Annotated in this window: 33 protein-coding genes; 31 read left to right on the top strand and 2 right to left on the bottom strand. The window is 60.5% G+C overall.

The features are described 5' to 3' along the window. Window positions 1-33 precede the first annotated feature (33 nt). From EU803_RS00115 to rplP, 16 genes are all read left to right on the top strand, one after another. On the top strand, window positions 34-927 hold the full coding sequence (locus EU803_RS00115; protein WP_129678826.1) for a DMT family transporter: 894 nt from the start codon (window positions 34-36) through the stop codon (window positions 925-927). A gap of 265 nt (window positions 928-1,192) precedes the next feature. Then, window positions 1,193-1,564, top strand: coding sequence for a 30S ribosomal protein S12 (gene rpsL, locus EU803_RS00120; RefSeq protein ID WP_129678827.1), 372 nt, complete (start codon window positions 1,193-1,195; stop codon window positions 1,562-1,564). 12 nt (window positions 1,565-1,576) lie between these two features. Beyond that, a complete protein-coding gene (rpsG, locus tag EU803_RS00125) occupies window positions 1,577-2,047 on the top strand; it encodes a 30S ribosomal protein S7 (RefSeq protein ID WP_129678828.1) in 471 nt (156 codons plus the stop codon). A gap of 15 nt (window positions 2,048-2,062) precedes the next feature. Next, window positions 2,063-4,180 carry an elongation factor G gene (gene fusA, locus EU803_RS00130; protein WP_129678829.1) on the top strand — a complete coding sequence of 706 codons (2,118 nt, stop codon included), beginning with the start codon at window positions 2,063-2,065 and terminating at the stop codon, window positions 4,178-4,180. An 81-nt stretch (window positions 4,181-4,261) separates the two neighbouring features. Then, on the top strand, window positions 4,262-5,437 hold the full coding sequence (gene tuf / locus EU803_RS00135) for an elongation factor Tu (protein ID WP_129678815.1): 1,176 nt from the start codon (window positions 4,262-4,264) through the stop codon (window positions 5,435-5,437). 126 nt (window positions 5,438-5,563) lie between these two features. After that, complete coding sequence (rpsJ, locus tag EU803_RS00140) at window positions 5,564-5,878, top strand: 30S ribosomal protein S10 (RefSeq protein WP_129678830.1); 315 nt, start codon at window positions 5,564-5,566, stop codon at window positions 5,876-5,878. 14 nt (window positions 5,879-5,892) lie between these two features. After that, a complete protein-coding gene (gene rplC / locus EU803_RS00145; RefSeq protein WP_129678831.1) occupies window positions 5,893-6,639 on the top strand; it encodes a 50S ribosomal protein L3 in 747 nt (248 codons plus the stop codon). Beyond that, window positions 6,629-7,249: a 50S ribosomal protein L4 gene (gene rplD / locus EU803_RS00150; protein WP_129678832.1), complete on the top strand. Its 621-nt coding sequence runs from the start codon at window positions 6,629-6,631 to the stop codon at window positions 7,247-7,249. The genes rplC and rplD overlap by 11 nt, the downstream gene beginning before the upstream one ends. Beyond that, on the top strand, window positions 7,246-7,542 hold the full coding sequence (locus EU803_RS00155; RefSeq protein ID WP_129678833.1) for a 50S ribosomal protein L23: 297 nt from the start codon (window positions 7,246-7,248) through the stop codon (window positions 7,540-7,542). Before rplD ends, EU803_RS00155 begins: the two co-directional genes overlap by 4 nt. A gap of 197 nt (window positions 7,543-7,739) precedes the next feature. After that, the gene (locus EU803_RS00160; protein WP_129678834.1) at window positions 7,740-8,174 is read left to right on the top strand and encodes a hypothetical protein; all 435 of its coding nucleotides are present in this window, start codon (window positions 7,740-7,742) and stop codon (window positions 8,172-8,174) included. Between the two features lie 175 nt (window positions 8,175-8,349). Then, window positions 8,350-9,468 (top strand): protein kinase, encoded by a 1,119-nt coding sequence (locus EU803_RS00165; protein ID WP_165352731.1) that lies wholly within the window; start codon window positions 8,350-8,352, stop codon window positions 9,466-9,468. A gap of 149 nt (window positions 9,469-9,617) precedes the next feature. After that, complete coding sequence (gene rplB / locus EU803_RS00170) at window positions 9,618-10,457, top strand: 50S ribosomal protein L2 (protein ID WP_129678836.1); 840 nt, start codon at window positions 9,618-9,620, stop codon at window positions 10,455-10,457. A 3-nt stretch (window positions 10,458-10,460) separates the two neighbouring features. Next, a complete protein-coding gene (gene rpsS, locus EU803_RS00175; RefSeq protein ID WP_129678837.1) occupies window positions 10,461-10,739 on the top strand; it encodes a 30S ribosomal protein S19 in 279 nt (92 codons plus the stop codon). Between the two features lie 3 nt (window positions 10,740-10,742). Further along, window positions 10,743-11,123 (top strand): 50S ribosomal protein L22, encoded by a 381-nt coding sequence (gene rplV, locus EU803_RS00180; RefSeq protein WP_129678838.1) that lies wholly within the window; start codon window positions 10,743-10,745, stop codon window positions 11,121-11,123. Beyond that, complete coding sequence (rpsC, locus tag EU803_RS00185) at window positions 11,123-11,830, top strand: 30S ribosomal protein S3 (protein WP_129678839.1); 708 nt, start codon at window positions 11,123-11,125, stop codon at window positions 11,828-11,830. The genes rplV and rpsC overlap by 1 nt, the downstream gene beginning before the upstream one ends. Before the next feature lie 12 nt (window positions 11,831-11,842). Further along, window positions 11,843-12,256, top strand: coding sequence for a 50S ribosomal protein L16 (rplP, locus tag EU803_RS00190; RefSeq protein WP_129678840.1), 414 nt, complete (start codon window positions 11,843-11,845; stop codon window positions 12,254-12,256). A gap of 217 nt (window positions 12,257-12,473) precedes the next feature. On the opposite strand, the gene EU803_RS00195 is transcribed toward rplP, so the two are convergent. Further along, on the bottom strand, window positions 12,474-12,830 hold the full coding sequence (locus EU803_RS00195; RefSeq protein ID WP_165352732.1) for a hypothetical protein: 357 nt from the start codon (window positions 12,828-12,830) through the stop codon (window positions 12,474-12,476). Then, window positions 12,827-13,447, bottom strand: coding sequence for a 2OG-Fe(II) oxygenase family protein (locus EU803_RS00200; protein WP_129678842.1), 621 nt, complete (start codon window positions 13,445-13,447; stop codon window positions 12,827-12,829). Before EU803_RS00200 ends, EU803_RS00195 begins: the two co-directional genes overlap by 4 nt. Before the next feature lie 235 nt (window positions 13,448-13,682). Between EU803_RS00200 and rpmC the strand changes: the two genes are divergently transcribed. From rpmC to rplO, 15 genes are all read left to right on the top strand, one after another. Further along, window positions 13,683-13,889: a 50S ribosomal protein L29 gene (rpmC, locus tag EU803_RS00205; RefSeq protein ID WP_129678843.1), complete on the top strand. Its 207-nt coding sequence runs from the start codon at window positions 13,683-13,685 to the stop codon at window positions 13,887-13,889. Window positions 13,890-13,892: 3 nt separating this feature from the next. Next, window positions 13,893-14,123: a 30S ribosomal protein S17 gene (gene rpsQ / locus EU803_RS00210; protein ID WP_129678844.1), complete on the top strand. Its 231-nt coding sequence runs from the start codon at window positions 13,893-13,895 to the stop codon at window positions 14,121-14,123. Window positions 14,124-14,202: 79 nt separating this feature from the next. Beyond that, on the top strand, window positions 14,203-14,571 hold the full coding sequence (rplN, locus tag EU803_RS00215) for a 50S ribosomal protein L14 (RefSeq protein ID WP_038073566.1): 369 nt from the start codon (window positions 14,203-14,205) through the stop codon (window positions 14,569-14,571). Continuing rightward, a complete protein-coding gene (gene rplX, locus EU803_RS00220) occupies window positions 14,571-14,876 on the top strand; it encodes a 50S ribosomal protein L24 (protein WP_129678845.1) in 306 nt (101 codons plus the stop codon). The genes rplN and rplX overlap by 1 nt, the downstream gene beginning before the upstream one ends. Continuing rightward, window positions 14,876-15,439, top strand: coding sequence for a 50S ribosomal protein L5 (gene rplE / locus EU803_RS00225; RefSeq protein WP_129678846.1), 564 nt, complete (start codon window positions 14,876-14,878; stop codon window positions 15,437-15,439). The genes rplX and rplE overlap by 1 nt, the downstream gene beginning before the upstream one ends. 21 nt (window positions 15,440-15,460) lie before the next feature. After that, entirely contained in the window at window positions 15,461-15,766 is a 306-nt protein-coding gene (gene rpsN, locus EU803_RS00230) for a 30S ribosomal protein S14 (protein WP_129678847.1), read from the top strand. Between the two features lie 13 nt (window positions 15,767-15,779). Further along, a complete protein-coding gene (gene rpsH / locus EU803_RS00235; protein WP_129678848.1) occupies window positions 15,780-16,172 on the top strand; it encodes a 30S ribosomal protein S8 in 393 nt (130 codons plus the stop codon). Between the two features lie 12 nt (window positions 16,173-16,184). Beyond that, window positions 16,185-16,718: a 50S ribosomal protein L6 gene (gene rplF / locus EU803_RS00240; RefSeq protein WP_129678849.1), complete on the top strand. Its 534-nt coding sequence runs from the start codon at window positions 16,185-16,187 to the stop codon at window positions 16,716-16,718. 11 nt (window positions 16,719-16,729) lie between these two features. Continuing rightward, window positions 16,730-17,089, top strand: a complete 360-nt coding sequence (gene rplR, locus EU803_RS00245) for a 50S ribosomal protein L18 (RefSeq protein ID WP_129678850.1) — start codon at window positions 16,730-16,732, stop codon at window positions 17,087-17,089. 112 nt (window positions 17,090-17,201) lie between these two features. Continuing rightward, entirely contained in the window at window positions 17,202-17,765 is a 564-nt protein-coding gene (gene rpsE / locus EU803_RS00250; protein WP_129678851.1) for a 30S ribosomal protein S5, read from the top strand. Window positions 17,766-17,777: 12 nt separating this feature from the next. Continuing rightward, window positions 17,778-17,966 carry a 50S ribosomal protein L30 gene (gene rpmD, locus EU803_RS00255; RefSeq protein ID WP_129678852.1) on the top strand — a complete coding sequence of 63 codons (189 nt, stop codon included), beginning with the start codon at window positions 17,778-17,780 and terminating at the stop codon, window positions 17,964-17,966. 95 nt (window positions 17,967-18,061) lie between these two features. Then, window positions 18,062-18,979: a putative phage abortive infection protein gene (locus tag EU803_RS00260; RefSeq protein ID WP_129678853.1), complete on the top strand. Its 918-nt coding sequence runs from the start codon at window positions 18,062-18,064 to the stop codon at window positions 18,977-18,979. Between the two features lie 302 nt (window positions 18,980-19,281). Then, the gene (locus EU803_RS00265; RefSeq protein ID WP_129678854.1) at window positions 19,282-20,139 is read left to right on the top strand and encodes a DMT family transporter; all 858 of its coding nucleotides are present in this window, start codon (window positions 19,282-19,284) and stop codon (window positions 20,137-20,139) included. 149 nt (window positions 20,140-20,288) lie between these two features. After that, entirely contained in the window at window positions 20,289-20,630 is a 342-nt protein-coding gene (locus EU803_RS00270) for a hypothetical protein (RefSeq protein ID WP_129678855.1), read from the top strand. Between the two features lie 159 nt (window positions 20,631-20,789). After that, on the top strand, window positions 20,790-21,260 hold the full coding sequence (gene rplO, locus EU803_RS00275) for a 50S ribosomal protein L15 (protein ID WP_129678856.1): 471 nt from the start codon (window positions 20,790-20,792) through the stop codon (window positions 21,258-21,260). Window positions 21,261-21,262: the final 2 nt, after the last annotated feature.

A 21,262-nucleotide genomic window follows, 5' to 3' on the forward strand; every position in this document is an offset into this window, starting at 1 on the left:
CGCCTCCCCGAGCCGCCCGCTAATGCTTTGCCCATGAAAGCCCTCAGTCCCAATATCACCGGCGCCCTCTTGATGATGCTGTCGATGGCCGCCTTCACGGTCAACGACACCTTCATGAAGGCGGCAGCGGCGCATGTGCCGTTCTATCAGGCGATCACCTTGCGGGGCGTGGGCATTTCCATCGGGCTGATCGGGCTGGCGCTGTGGCGGGGGCAATTGCGGGTCAACCTGCCCCGGCGCGACTGGGGCCGGATCGGGTTGCGCACCGCGGCCGAGATCGTCGGCACGCTTCTGTTCCTGACCGCGCTTGTGTATATGCCACTCGCCAATCTGTCGGCGATCCTGCAATCGCTGCCGCTGACCGTGACACTGGCCGCCGCGATCTTTCTGGGCGAACCGGTTGGCTGGCGGCGGATGACGGCGATCGGGGTCGGGTTTCTGGGGGTGCTGCTGATCGTGCGGCCGGGAACCGAGGGGTTCACCATATATTCGGTCCTTGGCGTCGGCGCGGTTCTGGCCGTGACAGTGCGGGATCTTGCCGCGCGGCGGCTGTCGGCGGGGGTGCCCAGCCTGATGGTTGCGGTCGTGGCCGCGCTCGGGGTGACCGCCTTTGGGGTCATTGGGGGGCTGCGCGAAGACTGGGTCCCGGTCGGCGGGGCAGGGGGGCTGATGCTCGCTGGCGCCGCGCTTTGCCTGATGGTCGGCTATGTCGCCTCGGTCTCGGCCATGCGGATCGGGGAAATCGCCATCGTCGCGCCGTTCCGCTACTCCAGCCTGCTGGTTGCGCTGGTCCTTGGGTTCCTTGTTTTCGGCGACTGGCCCGCCTGGCCGACGCTTCTGGGGGCGGCCATTCTTGTGGGCACGGGGCTCTATACCTTCCACCGGGAACGGCGGGTCGCGCGGCGAAATGCCCGGATGACCCCCTGACGCCCGGGTGCTGTTGACAGGGGGAACGACTCCCCCTATACGCCGCCCATCCGGGTCCGGGGGTCTTCCCGTGCCCGATATCAGAGTCGTCGTGGTCATGATCCGGGATACTACTTCCCCGATCCTCTGAAGACACACCGCACCGATCCTCCGGTAAGGGATCGACTGCGGGTTTTTTGTGCTGTTACGGACGCGTGCGGCACGTCATCGAAAACCGCGGACCTACGGGGCCGCTACACTAGTGTAGGATAGGGAACAAAGCCCAATGCCAACGATCCAGCAGCTGATCCGCAAACCGCGGCAGCCGAAAGTCACCAAGTCCAAGTCGCAGCACCTCGAGCGCTGCCCGCAGAAGCGTGGTGTTTGCACCCGCGTCTATACCACCACCCCGAAGAAGCCGAACTCGGCCATGCGGAAGGTCGCCAAGGTGCGCCTGACCAACGGTTTCGAGGTGATCAGCTACATCCCCGGTGAAAGCCACAACCTTCAGGAACACTCGGTGGTTCTGATCCGTGGCGGCCGGGTAAAAGACCTTCCGGGCGTCCGTTACCACATCCTGCGCGGTGTCCTCGATACCCAGGGTGTCAAAGATCGTAAGCAGCGCCGTTCGAAGTACGGCGCCAAGCGTCCGAAGTAAGGAGAGACCGCAATGTCGCGTCGTCACGCCGCCGAGAAACGTGAAATCCTGCCCGACGCCAAGTTTGGCGACCGGGTTGTCACGAAGTTCATGAACAACCTGATGATCGATGGCAAAAAATCTGTTGCCGAACGGATCGTCTACAACGCCTTCGACCGGGTCGAAAGCAAGCTCAAGAAGGCCCCCGTGGAAGTGTTCCATGAGGCGCTGGACAACATCAAGCCGTCGGTCGAAGTTCGTTCGCGCCGGGTTGGTGGTGCCACCTACCAGGTTCCGGTCGAAGTTCGCCCCGAACGCCGTGAAGCGCTCGCCATCCGCTGGCTGATCACCGCTTCGCGCTCCCGCAATGAAAACACCATGGAAGAGCGCCTTGCAGGCGAGCTTCTGGACGCGGTCAACGGCCGCGGTTCGGCTGTGAAAAAGCGGGAAGACACCCACAAGATGGCCGACGCGAACAAAGCGTTCAGCCACTACCGCTGGTAAGAGGAAGACCTTTCCATGGCTCGCGATTATCCCCTCGACCGCTACCGCAACTTCGGCATCATGGCCCACATCGACGCAGGCAAGACCACCTGCTCCGAGCGGATCCTGTTTTACACCGGCAAATCCCACAACATCGGTGAAGTGCACGATGGTGCCGCCACCATGGACTGGATGGAGCAGGAACAGGAACGTGGGATCACGATCACCTCGGCTGCGACCACCACCTTCTGGGAACGCACCGAAGACGGCGTGACCCCGGACACGCCGAAGCACCGGATGAACATCATCGACACCCCCGGCCACGTTGACTTCACCATCGAAGTCGAACGTTCGCTGGCCGTGCTCGACGGTGCCGTTGCCGTGCTCGACGCCAACGCCGGTGTCGAACCCCAGACCGAAACCGTGTGGCGTCAGGCTGACCGCTACAAGGTTCCGCGCATCGTGTTCGTCAACAAGATGGACAAGATCGGCGCCGACTTCTTCAACTGTGTTCGCATGATCGAAGACCGCACCGGCGCCCGCGCCGTGCCCGTTGGTATTCCGATCGGTGCTGAAAACGAACTGGAAGGCCTGATCGACCTCGTCACCATGAAAGAATGGGTCTGGCGCGGCGACGATCTGGGTGCGTCCTGGGTTCAGGAAGACATCCGCGACAGCCTGAAGGACATGGCTGACGAATGGCGTGGCAAGATGATCGAAGCCGCCGTCGAAATGGACGACGACGCGATGATGGCCTACCTCGAAGGCGAAGAGCCCGACGTGCCGACCCTGCGCAAACTGCTGCGCAAGGGCACGCTGTCGCTGACCTTCGTTCCGGTTCTTGGCGGTTCCGCCTTCAAGAACAAGGGCGTCCAGCCGCTTCTGAACGCCGTAATCGACTACCTGCCGAGCCCGCTCGACGTGGTTGATTACATGGGCTTCAAGCCGGGCGACGAGACCGAAACCCGCAACATCGCCCGCCGTGCGGATGATGACATGCCGTTCTCGGGTCTCGCGTTCAAGATCATGAACGACCCCTACATGGGCACCCTGACCTTCACCCGGATCTACTCGGGAAAGCTGGCCAAGGGCGACACCCTGCTGAACTCGACCAAAGGCAAGAAAGAGCGCATCGGCCGTATGGTGATGATGCACTCCAACAAGCAGGACGAGATCACCGAAGCCTTCGCCGGCGACATCATCGCCCTGGCAGGTCTGAAAGACACCACCACCGGTGACACGCTCTGCGCCGTCAACGATCCGGTCGTGCTGGAAACCATGACCTTCCCGGATCCGGTGATCGAGATCGCGGTCGAACCCAAGACCAAGGCTGACCAGGAAAAGATGTCCCAGGGCCTGCAGCGGCTTGCCGCCGAAGACCCGTCCTTCCGCGTCGAAACCGACATCGAGTCGGGCCAGACCATCATGAAGGGCATGGGCGAACTTCACCTCGACATCCTCGTCGATCGTCTGAAGCGCGAATTCAAGGTCGAAGCAAACATCGGTGCTCCGCAGGTGGCCTACCGCGAAACCATTTCGCACGAGGTCGAACACACCTACACCCACAAGAAACAGTCGGGTGGTTCGGGTCAGTACGCCGAGGTCAAGCTCATCATCACCCCGACCGAGCCGGGCGAAGGCTACTCCTTCGAATCCCGCATCGTCGGCGGTGCCGTGCCGAAGGAATACGTTCCGGGCGTGGAAAAGGGCATCACCTCGGTTATGGACTCCGGCCCGCTGGCTGGCTTCCCGGTGATCGACTTCAAGGTTGCTCTGGTCGACGGTAAGTTCCACGACGTGGACTCCAGCGTTCTGGCCTTCGAAATCGCTGCCCGTATGTGCATGCGCGAAGGGATGCGGAAAGCTGGCGCCAAGCTGCTGGAACCGGTGATGAAGGTCGAAGTGATTACCCCGGAAGAATACACCGGCGGGATCATCGGCGACCTGACATCGCGTCGGGGTCAGGTGCAGGGTCAGGACACCCGCGGCAACGCCATCGCCATCGACGCGATGGTGCCGCTGGCCAACATGTTCGGCTACATCAACACGCTGCGTTCCATGTCTTCGGGCCGCGCGCAGTTCACGATGCAGTTCGACCACTACGACCCCGTCCCGCAGAACCTGTCGGACGAGATCCAGAAGAAATTCGCCTAACTGCGGTGGGCCGTCTGGCCCACCCTACCACCCCTGTAGGGTGCGTGTTTCAACGCACCGCGACACATCAAGGAGGCCACAATGGCTAAGGAAAAGTTTGAACGTAATAAGCCGCACGTGAACATCGGGACCATTGGTCACGTTGACCACGGCAAGACCACGTTGACCGCTGCGATCACGAAGTATTTCGGTGACTTCCGTGCGTATGACCAGATTGACGGCGCGCCGGAAGAGAAGGCCCGCGGGATCACCATCTCGACCGCTCACGTGGAATACGAGACCGAGAACCGTCACTACGCCCACGTCGACTGCCCCGGCCACGCCGACTATGTGAAGAACATGATCACCGGTGCTGCCCAGATGGACGGCGCGATCCTGGTTGTGAACGCTGCTGACGGCCCGATGCCGCAGACCCGCGAGCACATCCTGCTGGGCCGCCAGGTGGGCATCCCCTACATGGTCGTCTACATGAACAAGGTCGACCAGGTTGACGACGAAGAGCTGCTGGAACTGGTGGAAATGGAAATCCGCGAGCTTCTGACCTCCTACGAATACCCGGGCGACGATATTCCGATCATCCGTGGCTCGGCCCTGGCCGCCATGGAAGGCCGCGACGCCGAGATCGGCGAGAACTCGATCCGCGCGCTGATGGAAGCTGTCGACAGCTACATCCCGACCCCGGCCCGTGCGGTTGACCTGCCGTTCCTGATGCCGATCGAAGACGTGTTCTCGATCTCCGGCCGCGGCACGGTTGTGACCGGTCGTGTGGAGCGTGGCGTGATCAACGTTGGCGACGAGATTGAAATCGTCGGCATCCGCGACACCAAGAAGACCACCTGCACCGGTGTGGAAATGTTCCGCAAGCTGCTGGACCGTGGTGAGGCCGGCGACAACATCGGCGCCCTGCTGCGTGGTGTTGACCGTGAAGGCGTCGAGCGTGGCCAGGTGCTGTGCAAGCCGGGTTCGGTGAAGCCGCACACCAAGTTCGAAGCCGAAGCCTACATCCTGACCAAGGAAGAAGGCGGCCGTCACACCCCGTTCTTCGCCAACTACCGCCCGCAGTTCTACTTCCGGACCACCGACGTGACCGGGACCGTTGAACTGCCGGCCGGCACCGAGATGGTGATGCCGGGCGACAACCTGAAGTTCGGCGTCGAACTGATCGCGCCGATCGCCATGGAAGACGGCCTGCGCTTCGCCATCCGCGAAGGCGGCCGCACCGTCGGCGCAGGCGTCGTGTCGAAAATCATCGAATAATTCGGTGATTGCAATTTCGTGGGGCGGGCTGTAAGGCCCGCCCCACACCGTTGAATTCGGGTTCGACGTGGCAGGGCAATCCCGCTCCTCTCACCTCTCAACCTTAAGCCGCGAAAGGCAATGAAAATGGCAGTCCAAAGCCAAAACATTCGCATTCGGCTCAAGGCTTTCGATTATCGCGTTCTGGATGCGTCCACCGCCGAGATCGTAAGCACCGCGAAGCGGACCGGCGCATCCGTGCGCGGGCCGATTCCGCTGCCGAACAAGATCGAGAAATTCACCGTTCTGCGCGGTCCGCACATCGACAAGAAGTCGCGTGACCAGTTCGAGATCCGCACCCACAAGCGCCTGCTTGATATCGTGGACCCGACCCCGCAGACCGTTGACGCCCTGATGAAGCTCGACCTCGCCGCTGGCGTGGATGTCGAGATCAAGGTCTAAGGAGGGCACCAGCTATGTTGCGCTCTGGCGTTATCGCGAAAAAAGTCGGCATGACCCGACTGTTCATGGAAGACGGCAAGCAGATCCCTGTGACCGTTCTTCAGCTGGACAACCTGCAGGTTGTGGCCCAGCGGACCCAGGACAAGGACGGCTACACCGCTGTTCAGCTGGGCGCCGGCACGGCCAAGGCCAAGCGGACGACGAAGGCCATGCGTGGCCACTTCGCCGCTGCCAAGGTTGAACCCAAGCGGAAGGTCGCGGAATTCCGCGTTTCCCCCGACAACCTCATCGAAGTCGGCGAAGAGATCGTCGCCAGCCACTACAACGAAGGCCAATTCGTTGACGTGTCCGGCACCTCGATCGGTAAAGGCTTTGCCGGTGCCATGAAGCGGCACAACTTCGGCGGTCTGCGGGCCTCGCACGGTGTGTCGATTTCGCACCGTTCGCACGGGTCGGTCGGCCAGTGTCAGGATCCGGGCCGTATCTTCAAGGGCAAGAAAATGGCCGGTCACATGGGCGCTGCCCGTGTCACCACCCAGAACCTGCAGGTCGTCCGCACCGATGTGGACCGTGGCCTGATCATGGTGAAGGGCGCCGTTCCGGGCTCCAAGGGTGGCTGGGTCACCATCAAGGACGCCGTGAAAAAGCCGCTCCCTGAAAACCTGGTTACCCCGGCCGCGCTGCGGTCTGCCGTGACCGCTGCAACCGCTGCTGACGCCTCGGCTGAAGCCGCTGAAGGAGGCGAGAACAATGAAGGCTGAAGCGATCAAGCTTGACGGCAAAGCCGCCGGCGCTGTCGATCTCTCGGACGAGATCTTCGGCCTCGAGCCCCGCGCCGACATCCTGCACCGCGTCGTTCGCTGGCAGCGGAACAAGGCCATGGCCGGGACTCACTCGGTCCTGACCAAGTCGGAAGTCAGCTACTCGACCAAGAAGATCTACCGCCAGAAGGGCACCGGTGGCGCACGTCACGGTTCCAAGAAGGCCCCGATCTTCCGTCACGGTGGCGTCTACAAGGGCCCGACCCCGCGGTCGCACGCCCACGACCTGACCAAGAAGTTCCGCAAGCTGGGCCTGCGCCATGCGCTGTCGGCCAAGCTGAAGGCGGGCGAGCTGGTCATCCTGGACGTGGCTGACGTGAAAGAAGCCAAGACCGGCGCGCTGGCCAAGCAGGTCAACGCTCTGGGCTGGAAGCGTGCACTCGTCATCGACGGGGCCGCGGTGAACGAAAACTTCGCCAAGGCTGCGCGCAACATCGCCAACCTGGACGTGCTCCCCTCGATGGGTGCCAACGTCTACGACATCCTCCGCAGTGACACGCTCGTGCTCACCAAGGCTGGTGTCGAAGCTCTGGAGGCTCGTCTGAAATGAGCGCGAAAGCAGAACACTACGACGTGATCCGCAAGCCGATCATCACCGAAAAAGCGACCATGGCGTCGGAAAACGGTGCGATCGTCTTCGAAGTGGCCATGGACGCCAACAAGCCGCAGATCAAGGAAGCTGTCGAGGCTCTCTTTGGTGTGAAGGTGAAGGCCGTCAACACCACCATCACCAAGGGCAAGGTCAAGCGGTTCCGGGGCTCCCTCGGCAAGCGCGCTGACGTCAAGAAAGCCTATGTGACGCTGGCCGAAGGCAACACCATCGACGTGTCGACCGGCCTCTAAGGCCCGCACATCGGGAACGCATTGAACCCCGGCTGCGACAGCGGCCGGGGTTTTTCTTTGCGCGCGCCATGGACCCGCAAGCGCACCAACTTGCCTTGGTCCTGCCGCGATATCGCCGTTTTTGGCTGGCGTAATCGGGGGTTGTAGTGCCCCGTGTGACCCAGAATGGGTCGGGCCAGATCAAAAGGTGGTCGAACATGGAATATGGTCGCATTGAACCGCTCTCCGGCGTTTCGGGCAAGGAAGAGACGGCTGTCACGCTGAAGTCGATCAAAGAGCTGCTGGACGAGGAACTGGCACGGACCGGCGACAGGGCCGCCGTGCAAGAGGTGATCAAGCAGCAGGCCGCGACAGCCGAGCGGAAACAGGCCCCGGCCGTTGCCCCGCAGCCGGCCCCGAAACCTGCGCAGCCGCAGGCCCAGAAACCCTCCGCGTCGCATGTCCTGCCGTTGCAGACGCCGCCGCACATGCGCGCGCCCGCGAAACCGGTGGCCCCGGCCCGGCCCGTCACAACCGCACGGCCCGACACCCCGGCGACCAAACTTCAGTCCGCCGTCCCGCTGGCCCCGGCCCAGGACACCGCCCCCAGCCCCAAATCCGGCTCACTCCTGAAACGGCTTCTGGGCCGCTAGGCAACAGCAGCGACGCGCCCGCCGTTGCCGGCGGTCAAATTCGCCCCCTAGAAATGACAAAGCCCCCTAGGCGAAAGCCCTCGGGGCCTTTTTGCTCTATTATGATGATTAGATTCGGTTCCGATACATTTGAGAGGCACACGGCATGAGAGGTCAGGTAGAATTCAACCGACCTATGAAATACAAGGTTGTCCGCAAGCTCGGAGAAGGAGCTTGCGGCGAGACGATACAGTTGCGCGACGAGTCGATGGCCGCAGATTTTGTAGCCAAGAAATATTCACCGCTCATCAGTGAAGATGACGACAAGGAACTATTTGGCGAGTTGTTCGAGCGGTTTAGAGATGAGGCACGAATACTGTTCAAACTCAACCACCCGAACGTCGTGCGGGTTTTCAACTTCTACGACTATAGCGAGAAGAAGACCGCCTACATATTGATGGAATATGTTGAAGGGTCAGAGATATTGGCGTTTTTGGCGGAGAGACCGTCTGACGCTGATCGTGTTTTTGAAGGAATTGTCGAAGGCTTCATGCATCTTCAGCGTCAAGGCGTTCTTCATAGGGATATCCGTCCAGCGAACATTCTGGTTCAATCAGACGGCTCGCCCAAGATCATCGACTTTGGTTTTGGAAAAAGCTCGATCACTAGTGAAAGGTTGGCTGAAAGGAAGAGTATTTCGCTAAACTGGTGGTGCGAAACTCCCCCGGAGTTTGGAGTAGGTATCTACGATTTCCAAACGGAAGTATATTTTGTGGGGAAACTATTTGAGCACGCATTGTCTGACGGAAAGCTCACCAATTTCCGATACAATAGCTTGGTCCAAAAAATGTGTGAGCTTGACCGTGAGCTTCGGATCGAAAGCTTCCAAGAACTGCAATCCGAAGTAAGCCGAGGAAAGTTTCAGGAGTTGTCATTTTCCAAGGAGGAGGTCTCCGTTTATCGGTGCTTTGCAGACGGCCTTTCATCGGTGATTTCCACTGTGGGTTCAGATGCTCGATTTGAGCGCGATGCTGACAAAATTACCGCTGATCTTAGCAATCTGTATCGGAATTCAATGTTAGAAGAGTTCCTTCCTGCGCCGAACCAACTTGTTAAGATCTTCGTCAAGGGGGAATTTCGATATTGGACCAATCGGTCTATAGAGGTGCGGGCTATCCAGGACTTCCTTGAGTTCATCCGCAGTTTGCCCACTGAAAAGCGGGTGGTCGTAGTCGAGAATATCATTGCAAGGCTTGAAGCGTGTGAACGTACCAAGCCAAGTGAATACGACTTGGACGACGAAATCCCTTTCTAACGCCCTTGACCCCACCCCCATCCCCCTCTAAACCCCGCCCATCCACAGCCCCGGATTCGTCCGGGGCCGTGTGTTTTTGACTATGGGGACCTTCGGGGCCCTTCACCTGCCGGGCCTTACCGCCCGCAAAGCAACGGAAGACAGAAAACATGGCACTCAAGTCGTATAAACCGACGACGCCTGGCCAGCGTGGGCTGGTGCTGATCGACCGTTCGGAGCTTTGGAAAGGTCGTCCGGTCAAGTCCCTCACCGAGGGTCTGACCAAAAAGGGCGGTCGGAACAACACCGGACGGATCACGGCACGTCGTCGTGGTGGTGGCGCAAAGCGTCTCTATCGCATCGTGGACTTCAAGCGGAACAAGTTCGACATCTCCGCGACCGTCGTTCGCATCGAATATGACCCGAACCGGACCGCCTTCATCGCCCTCGTCCAGTACGAAGACGGCGAACAGGCCTACATCCTTGCCCCGCAGCGTCTGGCTGTTGGCGACAAGGTCATCGCTTCGACCAAGGCTGACATCAAGCCGGGCAACGCGATGCCCTTCTCGGGGATGCCGATCGGGACGATCGTTCACAACATCGAAATGAAGCCCGGCAAAGGCGGCCAGATCGCCCGTGCTGCAGGCACCTACGCCCAGTTCGTTGGTCGTGACGGGGGCTATGCCCAGATCCGTCTGTCCTCGGGCGAACTGCGTCTGGTGCGTCAGGAATGCATGGCCACCGTCGGTGCCGTGTCCAACCCCGACAACTCGAACCAGAACCTCGGCAAGGCCGGTCGCGTCCGCCACTACGGCAAGCGTCCGTCGGTCCGCGGTGTCGCGATGAACCCGATCGACCACCCGCACGGTGGTGGTGAAGGCCGCACCTCGGGTGGCCGGACCCCGGTTACCCCCTGGGGCAAGGACACGAAGGGTCGTCGGACCCGCAACAAGAACAAGGCGTCGCAGAAGCTCATCCTTCGCTCGCGTCACGCCAAGAAAGGGCGCTAACACATGGCACGCTCTGTTTGGAAAGGTCCGTTCGTTGACGCTTACGTGCTTAAGAAAGCCGAAGCTGTTCGCGAGTCGGGCAAGAACGAAGTCATCAAGATCTGGTCCCGCCGGTCGACGATCCTGCCCCAATTCGTGGGTCTGACGTTTGCCGTCTACAACGGCCAGAAGCACATTCCGGTCAACGTGACCGAGGACATGATCGGCCAGAAGTTCGGTGAATATTCGCCGACCCGTACCTACTACGGGCATGCTGCCGACAAAAAAGCGAAGCGGAAGTAAGTCATGGGCAAGGCACAGAACCCCCGCCGCGTGGCCGACAACGAAGCAATGGCAAAACTGCGCATGCTTCGCACCAGCCCGCAGAAACTGAACCTCGTCGCCGGCATGATCCGTGGCAAGAAGGTGGAAAAGGCCCTGGCCGATCTGACCTTCTCGAAAAAGCGGATCGCGCAGGACGTGAAGAAATGCCTTCAGTCCGCAATCGCCAACGCCGAGAACAACCACAACCTGGATGTCGATGAACTCGTCGTCGCCGAGGCTTATGTCGGCAAGAACCTGATCATGAAGCGCGGTCGCCCGCGGGCGCGTGGCCGGTTCGGCAAGATCATCAAGCCGTTTTCGGAACTGACCATCACGGTGCGTCAAGTCGAGGAGCAAGCCTAATGGGTAACAAAGTCAATCCCGTCGGGATGCGCCTTCAGGTCAACCGCACCTGGGACAGCCGCTGGTACGCCGACACCAAGGACTATGGCAACCTTCTGCTCGAAGACCTCAAGATCAAGGACTTCGTGAAGAAAGAGTGCAAGCAGGCCGGCGTCAGCCGCGTCATCATCGAACGTCCGCACAAGAAGTGCCGTGTGACCATTCACACTGCACGTCCGGGCGTGATCATTGGCAAAAAAGGCGCCGATATCGAAACGCTCCGCAAGAAGCTTGCGAACCTGACCTCGAGCGAACTGCACCTCAACATCGTTGAAGTGCGCAAGCCCGAACTGGACGCTGCCCTTGTGGGTGAATCCATCGCGCAGCAGCTTGAACGCCGCGTGTCCTTCCGCCGCGCCATGAAGCGCGCCGTGCAAAACGCCATGCGTATGGGTGCCCTCGGCATCCGCGTGAACGTTGCCGGCCGTCTTGGCGGTGCGGAAATCGCACGGACTGAATGGTATCGCGAAGGTCGCGTGCCGCTGCACACCCTGCGTGCCGACATCGACTATGCTCTCTCCGAAGCAATGACCCCCTATGGTATCATCGGGATCAAGGTCTGGATCTTCAAAGGCGAGATCATGGAACATGACCCGAGCGCGCGTGACCGCAAAGCTGCCGAACTGCAGGATGGCCCCGCGCCCCGCGGTGCCGGTGGCCGTCGCTAAGGAGTAGAACAGATGCTGCAACCGAAGCGCACGAAATTCCGCAAGATGCACAAAGGCCGGATCAAGGGTCAGGCGAAGGGCGGGTCTGACCTGAACTTCGGCACCTACGGTCTGAAAGCCACCGAGCCGGAGCGCGTCACCGCGCGCCAGATCGAGGCTGCCCGTCGTGCCCTGACCCGTCACATGAAGCGTCAGGGCCGGGTCTGGATCCGCATCTTCCCGGACACCCCCGTCACCGCCAAGCCCATCGAAGTTCGTATGGGTAAAGGTAAGGGCTCCGTTGACCGGTGGACCTGCAAGGTCAAGCCGGGCCGCGTGATGTTCGAAATCGACGGTGTGAACGAAGAAATCGCTCGCGAAGCCCTGCGCCTCGCCGCGATGAAACTTCCGGTCAAGACCCGCACCGTCGTCCGGGAAGACTGGTAACCGGTCAAATCCATTGGATTTGACCGTGCGGGGTAAAGCGATTGGCAAAGCCAATTGCGGCCCCGCCCGATCGGACCAGAGAAAAACTAGCCCCCGCCGAGAAATCGGCGGGGGTTTCCTGTTTCCATGCCTGGCCATCCAGAACCCGCCGGGACGCCTGCGGCCCGGCACACGCCCGGCCCGCCACACGGCGGGCGTGTGCCTACTGGATCGATCGCTAAGGCTTTCGGCCCTGCTCGCGAGGCTTGGCGACTTTGGCAAAGAACGTTGTATCCCGGTCGACCTGAAAATCGATTCCGGTGAACTCCTGAATGGTCACCGTCAGGCGGGCGAACACCAGATCGGGATCGCCCCCCGTCTTGCCCGCTACCAGATCAACCATCTCTCCGACGGTATAGACCCTTTGGGCTTCGCCTTCTGCGAATGTGATGTCGAATGTCCGTTCGATTGCCGACAAGAGATAAAGATCGTCCAGATCATCGGACAGATCTACTGTATTGTAGCGCGTGATGACATGGCGCCGCGGACGAACCCGAAACAGTTCTTCCGCAATAGCCCTGAAAAGCCCCCTCACTCCCACCGGTAGTTGAAGCTCACCGAAATCCGGTCGTCCTCGGCCATGTTCATCGGCACCTCGTGCCGCAGCCAGCTTTCCCATAGCAGCACCTCGCCCACCTTGGGCGCGGCGTAGACGAAGGTCTGCAGCCCTTCCCGCGCGCCCTTCTTGCGGGTCGGGGCGGCCATCATCCGGGCCGACCGCGGGTCTTCCAGCTTCAGCGCGCTGGCCCCGTCGGGCATCTGCACATAGGTGGTGCCGGAAATCACCGAATGGGGGTGGATGTGCGACGAATGCATCCCGCCTTCCGGCAGGATGTTGATCCACAGGTCCTCCAGCACCAGCGCCCGCCCGTCCAGATCGAACTCCAGATCCTCGGCAAAGGCCGCGACATGCTGGTCCAGCGCATCGGCGATCTGCTTGAACACCGGGAACCGCCAGGGCAGGTCGGTCAGCGAGGCGTAAGAGGTGTATCCGGGGTATCCCTTCTCTTCGCACCATTCCTGCCCGGCCTCGTCATCCTCCGCGATGGAATAGCAGGAGGCGACCAGTTCGTCATTGTCCACGGGGGTGCCGAACTCGGACAGTTCGGCACGGTAAAGGCGGGTCACGAAGAGGGATTTGATATCAGCCATGCGCCCGTCATAGCGCAGGGCGTTTTCCGGCGCGAGAGGCTTTTGTTTATTGGCCTTCGTCCCGCGAACCGCTACATCTGGGGCGGGGACGGACGCCTCGGCAGGAAACCCGGAAAACAGTCCTTGCCAACCCCCCGGAACCCCCCTATACGGCCCACTTCTACACCCACTCCACCGGAGAATCGGGTCACGCCCTTATGGGCGGCTCGCCGGTGATGTTGAAAGGAAAAAGGCGATGAACGCCAATGAACTGCGCGACAAGACCCCGGACCAGCTCCGGGAAGAGCTTGTCAACCTGAAGAAGGAAGCCTTCAACCTGCGCTTCCAGCAGGCCACCGGCCAGCTTGAGAACACTGCACGCATGCGCACCGTCAAGCGGTCCGTTGCCCGTGTGAACACCATCCTGAACGAAAAAGCGGCCGCTGCCGCGTCGGAGGCCTGATCCATGCCCAAGCGTATTCTTCAGGGTGTCGTGACGTCGAACCAGAACGCCCAAACCGTCACCGTTCAGGTCGAACGTCGTTTCAAGCACCCGCTGCTGCAAAAGACCGTCCGTAAGTCCAAGAAGTACCGGGCTCACGACGAGACCAACCAATTCAACGTCGGCGATACCGTCCGTATCCAGGAATGTGCGCCGAAGTCGAAGACCAAACGCTGGGAGGTCATCGCCTCCTAGGGGCGGGGACACTCCAGTTAATCGAAACCCTGGGGACTAGGGCAAACTGCAAGCCCCCCCAAAGGTCGGGAGAAACCAAATGATCCAGATGCAGACCAATCTGGATGTTGCTGATAACTCTGGCGCTCGCCGGGTTCAGTGCATCAAGGTTCTGGGTGGTTCGCACCGTCGCTATGCGTCGGTCGGCGACATCATTGTCGTTTCCGTCAAGGAAGCCATCCCGCGTGGTCGCGTGAAAAAAGGGGACGTCCGCAAGGCCGTCGTCGTGCGCACCGCCAAAGAAGTCCGTCGTGAAGACGGCACCGCAATCCGCTTTGACCGTAACGCCGCCGTGATCCTGAACAACGCAGGTGAACCGGTCGGTACCCGTATCTTCGGGCCGGTCGTGCGCGAACTGCGTGCCAAGAACTTCATGAAGATCATCTCGCTCGCTCCGGAGGTGCTCTAATGGCCGCCAAGCTGAAAAAAGGTGACAAGGTCGTCGTTCTTGCCGGTAAGGACAAGGGCAAGACCGGTGAAATCGCGTCCGTCGATCCGAAGGCCGGCAAGGCCGTCGTCGAAGGCGTGAACATCGCCATCCGTCACGTCAAGCAAAGCCAGACCAGCCAGGGTGGCCGCACGCCGAAGGCGATGCCGATCGACCTGTCGAACCTGGCCATCGTCGATGCCAATGGCAAGGCGACCCGCGTTGGCTTCCGCGTGGAAGGCGACAAGAAGGTTCGTTTCGCCAAGACCACGGGAGACGTGATCTGATGCTCGATACCGCGAACTACACCCCGCGTCTGAAGGCCCAGTACGCTGCGTCGATCAAGGCCGCTCTGAAAGAAGAGTTCGGCTACAAGAACGACATGCAGATCCCGCGCCTGGACAAGATCGTGCTCAACATCGGCTGTGGTGCCGAAGCGGTGCGCGATTCCAAGAAAGCCAAGTCGGCTGTCGACGATCTGACCACCATCGCCGGTCAGCGCGCTGTCACCACCAAGGCCAAGAAGTCGATCGCCGGCTTCCGCGTCCGTGAAGACATGCCGCTCGGTGCCAAGGTCACCCTGCGCGGCGACCGGATGTATGAATTCCTCGATCGTCTGATCACCGTGGCGATGCCCCGTATCCGCGACTTCCGCGGCGTTTCGGGCACCTCCTTCGACGGCCGCGGCAACTATGCCACCGGCCTGAAGGAACACATCGTCTTCCCCGAAATCAACTTCGACAAAGTCGACGAAGTTTGGGGGATGGACATCGTCATCTGCACCACCGCGAAAACCGACGCGGAAGCCAAGGCGCTGTTGAAGCTTTTCAACATGCCCTTCAACTCGTGACGCGCGGGAGGAGATAGAGAAATGGCTAAGAAATCCATGGTCGAACGCGAAAAGAAGCGTGAAAAGCTGGTGGCGCAATACGCCGCCAAGCGCGCCGCGCTGAAAGAAATCGCGAACGATGAAACGAAGTCGATGGAAGAGCGTTTCAAGGCGCGCCTGGCCCTGGCCAAGCTGCCCCGCAACAGCTCGCCCACCCGTCTTCACAACCGCTGCCAGCTGACGGGGCGTCCCCACGCCTACTACCGTAAGCTCAAGGTCAGCCGGATCATGCTGCGCGAGCTTGGCTCGAACGGCGAGATTCCCGGTCTGGTCAAGTCCAGCTGGTAAGGAGGGTTGAGAAATGAACGATCCTATCGGTGATATGCTGACCCGTATCCGCAACGGCCAGATGCGTGGCAAGTCGACCGTGTCGACCCCCGCCTCCAAGCTGCGTGCGTGGGTTCTGGATGTGCTGGCCGACGAAGGCTACATCCGCGGCTATGAAAGCTCGACTGATGTCAACGGCCACCCGGCCTTTGAAATCAGCCTGAAGTACTACGAAGGCACCCCTGTCATTCGCGAACTCAAGCGGGTCTCCAAGCCCGGCCGTCGCGTCTACATGGGCGTCAAGGACATCCCGTCGGTCCGTCAGGGCCTGGGTGTGTCGATTGTCTCCACCCCCAAGGGTGTGATGTCGGATGCGAACGCTCGCGCCAACAATGTTGGTGGCGAAGTGATTTGCACGGTCTTCTAAGGAGGATTGGCTATGTCTCGTATTGGGAAAAAGCCGGTCGAGATGCCGTCGGGTGTTTCGGCGACCATCTCCGGCCAGACCATCGAAGTGAAGGGCCCGAAAGGGACCCGCAGCTTCACCGCAACCGACGATGTGACCCTGACCGTTGAAGACAACGTCATCAAGGTCACCCCGCGTGGCATGTCCAAGCGGGCCCGTCAGCAGTGGGGCATGTCCCGCAGCCAGGTGGAAAACCTTGTGACCGGCGTGACCGAGGGCTTCAAGAAAGAGCTCGAGATCACCGGGGTTGGTTACCGTGCCAACATGCAGGGCAACACGCTCAAGCTCGCTCTCGGCTACAGCCACGACGTGGATTTCGAAATCCCCGCTGGCGTGACCGTGACCGCGCCCAAGCAGACCGAAATCGTTGTGGAAGGTATCGACCAACAGCTGGTGGGGCAGGTTGCTGCCAACATCCGCGAGTGGCGCAAGCCCGAGCCCTACAAGGGCAAGGGTATCCGCTACAAGGGCGAGTACATCTTCCGCAAGGAAGGCAAGAAGAAGTAAGGACCAGACAGATGGCAAACAGCAAACGTACCCTGTTTCTGAAGCGTCGCCTGCGCGTCCGGAACAAGCTTCGCAAGGTCAACGACGGCAAGATGCGCGTGTCGGTGCACCGTTCGAACAAGAACATCAGCGCCCAGTTGATCGACGATGTGAACGGCGTCACCCTCGCTTCTGCCTCCTCGCTCGAGAAAGATCTCGGCGTGGTCGGCAAGAACAACATCGAAGCCGCCGCCAAGGTTGGTGCCGCTCTTGCCGAGCGTGCCAAGAAAGCTGGCGTGACCGAAGCCTACTTCGATCGTGGCGGGTTCCTGTTCCACGGCAAGGTGAAGGCCCTGGCCGACGCCGCGCGTGAAGGCGGCCTGAAGATCTAAATGTCTTGCGGGGGGCGTTCGCGCCCCCCCGATGATCCGGGCCCGCGCCTGTCGCGTGCACCAAGGATCGAGTTGAACGGCGCGCCCGTCGCGCCTTGAGAGAGGAAGCCAAATGGCTCGTGAACCGCAACAGCGTGGGAATCGTCGCGAACGCGAAGAAGCCCCCGAATTCGCCGATCGCCTCGTCGCGATCAACCGTGTGTCCAAGACCGTGAAAGGTGGTAAGCGCTTTGGCTTCGCCGCTCTCGTCGTCGTGGGCGACCAGAAAGGCCGCGTCGGCTTTGGTAAGGGCAAGGCCAAGGAGGTCCCCGAGGCCATCCGTAAAGCCACCGAACAAGCCAAGCGCCAGATGATCCGCGTGCCGCTGCGCGAAGGCCGCACGCTGCACCACGACATCGAAGGCCGTCACGGCGCCGGTAAGGTCATCATGCGCACCGCGCCGACCGGGACCGGGATCATCGCCGGTGGTCCGATGCGTGCCGTGTTCGAAATGCTGGGTGTTCAGGACGTCGTCGCCAAGTCGAACGGCTCGCAGAACCCCTACAACATGATCCGCGCCACCCTCGACGGCCTGCAGAAGTCGCAGTCGCCGCGCAACGTCGCTCAGCGTCGTGGCAAGAAGGTCGCTGACATCCTCGGCTCCAAGGGCGATGCCCCTGCCGAAGCCGAAGCGTAAGGAGACGGACCCATGGCAAAAACCATCGTCGTCAAGCAGATCGGCTCGCCGATCCGCCGCCCCGCCAAACAGCGTGCCACGCTGGTTGGCCTTGGCCTGAACAAGATGCACAAGACCCGCGAGCTGGAAGACACCCCGTCGATCCGCGGCATGGTCGAAAGCATCCCGCACCTCGTCGAGATCATCGAAGAGCGCGGCTAAGTCATCGGTTGCACAGCAACCATGCAGCGCCCCGGCCAGAAATGGTCGGGGCGTTTCTTGTTTCTGAACTCAGGGTTTTCTGATTTCCTAGTTCAATGAACGCGATTCTTTGGTTTCTTGTTATCGTTGGCTTATGCGCACTGGTCGTTATTGGTGCGTTGCTGCTGATCCCGAAGCCATCCGCAGACGGTGCAGTCAAAGCCACCGCTCGCAAGAGCGCCAGTTTGCTTTCATTTATCTTTGCGACCCTGGCTATTACCGAGATCTGGTTGCTCGGGTGGATCTTCCTCCCGAAAATCTACGGAAATCCGGAGAATGTCGGCGTTGCGGGCGATATGTTTGGCGTCCTCACGTCTCTATTCTCTGGTTTCGCGTTCGCGGGCCTAATCTCGACACTGCTGATGCAGAGACAAGAGCTCGAATATCAACGACAAGAATTGCGGGACACACGTGAAGAGTTTTCAAGACAGCGTTTTGAGAGTTCATTGTTCTCAATAGTTGGCCTTTGGACACAGCATATTGATGGTCTGGTCCTAAAAAACGACTCAGATATCACTCTACATGGGAGGGCTGTCCTAGACTACTATGCGAGCGAGTTGCCTAACCAGGTGCAGATTATCTTGGATTCAGATGAAGAGGGCCCTTTCTGGGAGTTGGTCCCGATCCCGATATTTGATGATTATGTTGATCAGGTTCTCGAATACGAAGAGTACTACGAAAGGGAGCTAGAGACAGATCTCGGCCCCTACTTCAGGCTGCTTTATCATGCTATTCGCCATATTGAACGTTCCAACTTGGACGAGAGCGACAAGCAAAAGTACTCCAAGATTGTTCGTGCACACCTAAGCTCGCCCGAATTGGATCTGCTTTTTTTCAATTGCTTCTCGAAATGGGGATATGGCTTTAGAGATTGGATATGTGACTATAGACTTCTCAAGCATATTCGGCCCAAAACGAAGCAAACCAACCCCTTGTTGGTTGAGGACCTGGGTCCTGATGCATTTTCCGATTGAGCAACCTGCTTCCCATGCGTTCTCTGCATTCCGGGGCTTCGGGATTGGCGGTGGTGCGGCGCGGACGGTGGGCGTAGGCAGCGGTCAACCCCAGACAAAAGGCACCCCAATGACCTTCCTCCGCACCCTCGCCGCCAAGATCAAAACCACCTGGGCCAACGGCCCCGTCCCCTGCTGGACTGAATACCTGCACCAGACCCAAGGCGCCCGTCAGTAGGGATCACACCCCACCAGCGCAAAGGTGATTGGGAACCGAACCCGGTTGTGGCAATGCTGGGGGCACCCCAACGAAAGCCCCGCCGATGCGTCTGTTCCTGCTGACCAGCCTCACCATGATCGCCTTCGCGGCGAATTCCCTGTTGAACAGGGCAGCCCTGTCAGGCGGACACATCGGCGCCTCTGAATTCGCCTCGGTCCGGGTTCTCAGCGGCGCGGTCATGCTTTGGCTGCTCATGACGCTCCAGTCCCGGACGCGACCGGTCCTGCTCCGCCCGGATTGGCGCGGTATCGCGGGGCTGGTGGCCTATCTGGTCGGGTTTTCCTACGCCTACCTACATGTCGACGCCGGTCTTGGCGCGCTGGTGCTGTTCGCAGGCGTCCAGCTGACCATGTTTGCCGGGGCCTTGGCCGAAGGGGAAAGCCCGCCGGCGGCCCGTTGGCTTGGCATGGCCGTGTCGCTGGCGGGGCTGACCTATCTGGTCTGGCCGACCGAAACCGTCGCCCTGCCGCCCCTTTCCATCGGGTTGATGGTGATCGCCTCGGTCGGATGGGGCGTCTATTCGCTGGCCGGGCGGCGGGTGTCGGACCCGCTGGCCGCCACGACCACCAATTTCTTCTATGCCAGCCCCGTGGTGGTTCTGGCCGGTCTGGCGCTGCATCCAAGCCCGGCGCTGTCGGCACCCGGGATCTGGCTGGGCGTCCTCTCCGGCGCCATCACCTCGGGGCTTGGCTATGCGCTCTGGTATCGGGTTCTGCCGTCGCTTGGGGCCACCAAAGGCGCAATCGCGCAGCTGTCCGCCCCGGTTCTCGCGCTCATCGGCGGCGCGCTGTTCCTGTCGGAACCGCTGACAACGCGGGCCGTGCTCGCGTCGGTCTTGGTTCTGGGCGGTATCGCATTGGGTGTCGTGCAGCTCACCACAAGGACGAAACCGGGTCGCTAGAAGCCCGCGTTGGTATCTTGCGGTGCACGCGCCGGTGTCTAACATGGCTTCACCGCAATCGAGGGGCGAACATGATCACAAGGTTGGTTACGAGTATTGTCTTTGCCGTCGGCTTTGCCGGGGCGACGTCGGCCTATGACCTCAGACAGATGGTCGACCTGATCGAAAGGACGCCCTGGGGCTGGACCACCGTTGAAAACGTCTGCGTCGAACAGGTCCGCTATTTCACGTTCAACGACGAAATGGACATCATGTTCAGCGACATTGCCGAACTGGATGAACCGCTGGTCTACCGGGTTCACGAATACAGCTCATATTCCATCACAATGGAAATCGACGGTGAAACCAGAATGACGGACGAAGGCGTCCCGGTGGTCTGGGAACTCCGATTTGGGGGACCCGACGGTATTTGTTGGCGGGCAACGCATTGGAGCTTCTTTGACTGCTCTCCGTTTCTGGTCCGGTGCCCGGAGTTGTCGCCGACTTCCTGAACCCGGCAGACCCGGCGCGACAGCACACAGAGGGCTTGAACGTCCCGGCCCCAACCCGTATACGCCCCCGGTGGCCTCGTGATGGGGCCCGACTCAATTGGAAAAGCCGTGTTTGCCCGTTCCGTCGCTGGGGGGCAGTTCCGGCAAAGGAGAAGCGACATGAAACTTCACGAACTTCGTGACAACGAAGGCGCAACCAAGAAGCGTATGCGCGTTGGCCGCGGCCCGGGCTCTGGCAAGGGTAAAATGGGTGGCCGTGGTATCAAGGGTCAGAAATCCCGCTCGGGTGTGGCGATCAAGGGCTACGAAGGTGGCCAGATGCCGCTCTACCAGCGTCTGCCCAAGCGTGGCTTCAACAAGCCGAACCGCAAGAAATTCGCCGTCGTCAACCTGGGCCTGATCCAGAAGTTCATCGACGACAAGAAGCTCGACGCCGCCAACATCAACGAGGACACCCTCGTGGAATCCGGTCTGATCCGTCGCAAGCTGGACGGTATCCGCGTTCTGGCCAAGGGCGAACTGACCGCCAAGGCGACCATCACCGTGACCGGTGCCTCCAAGGGTGCTGTCGAAGCGGTGGAGAAGGCCGGCGGCTCGCTGACGGTCACTTCCGCGGTGGCGGCCGAGTAAAA

The organism is Loktanella sp. IMCC34160 (assembly GCF_004145845.1).
Lineage (GTDB): Bacteria > Pseudomonadota > Alphaproteobacteria > Rhodobacterales > Rhodobacteraceae > SELP01.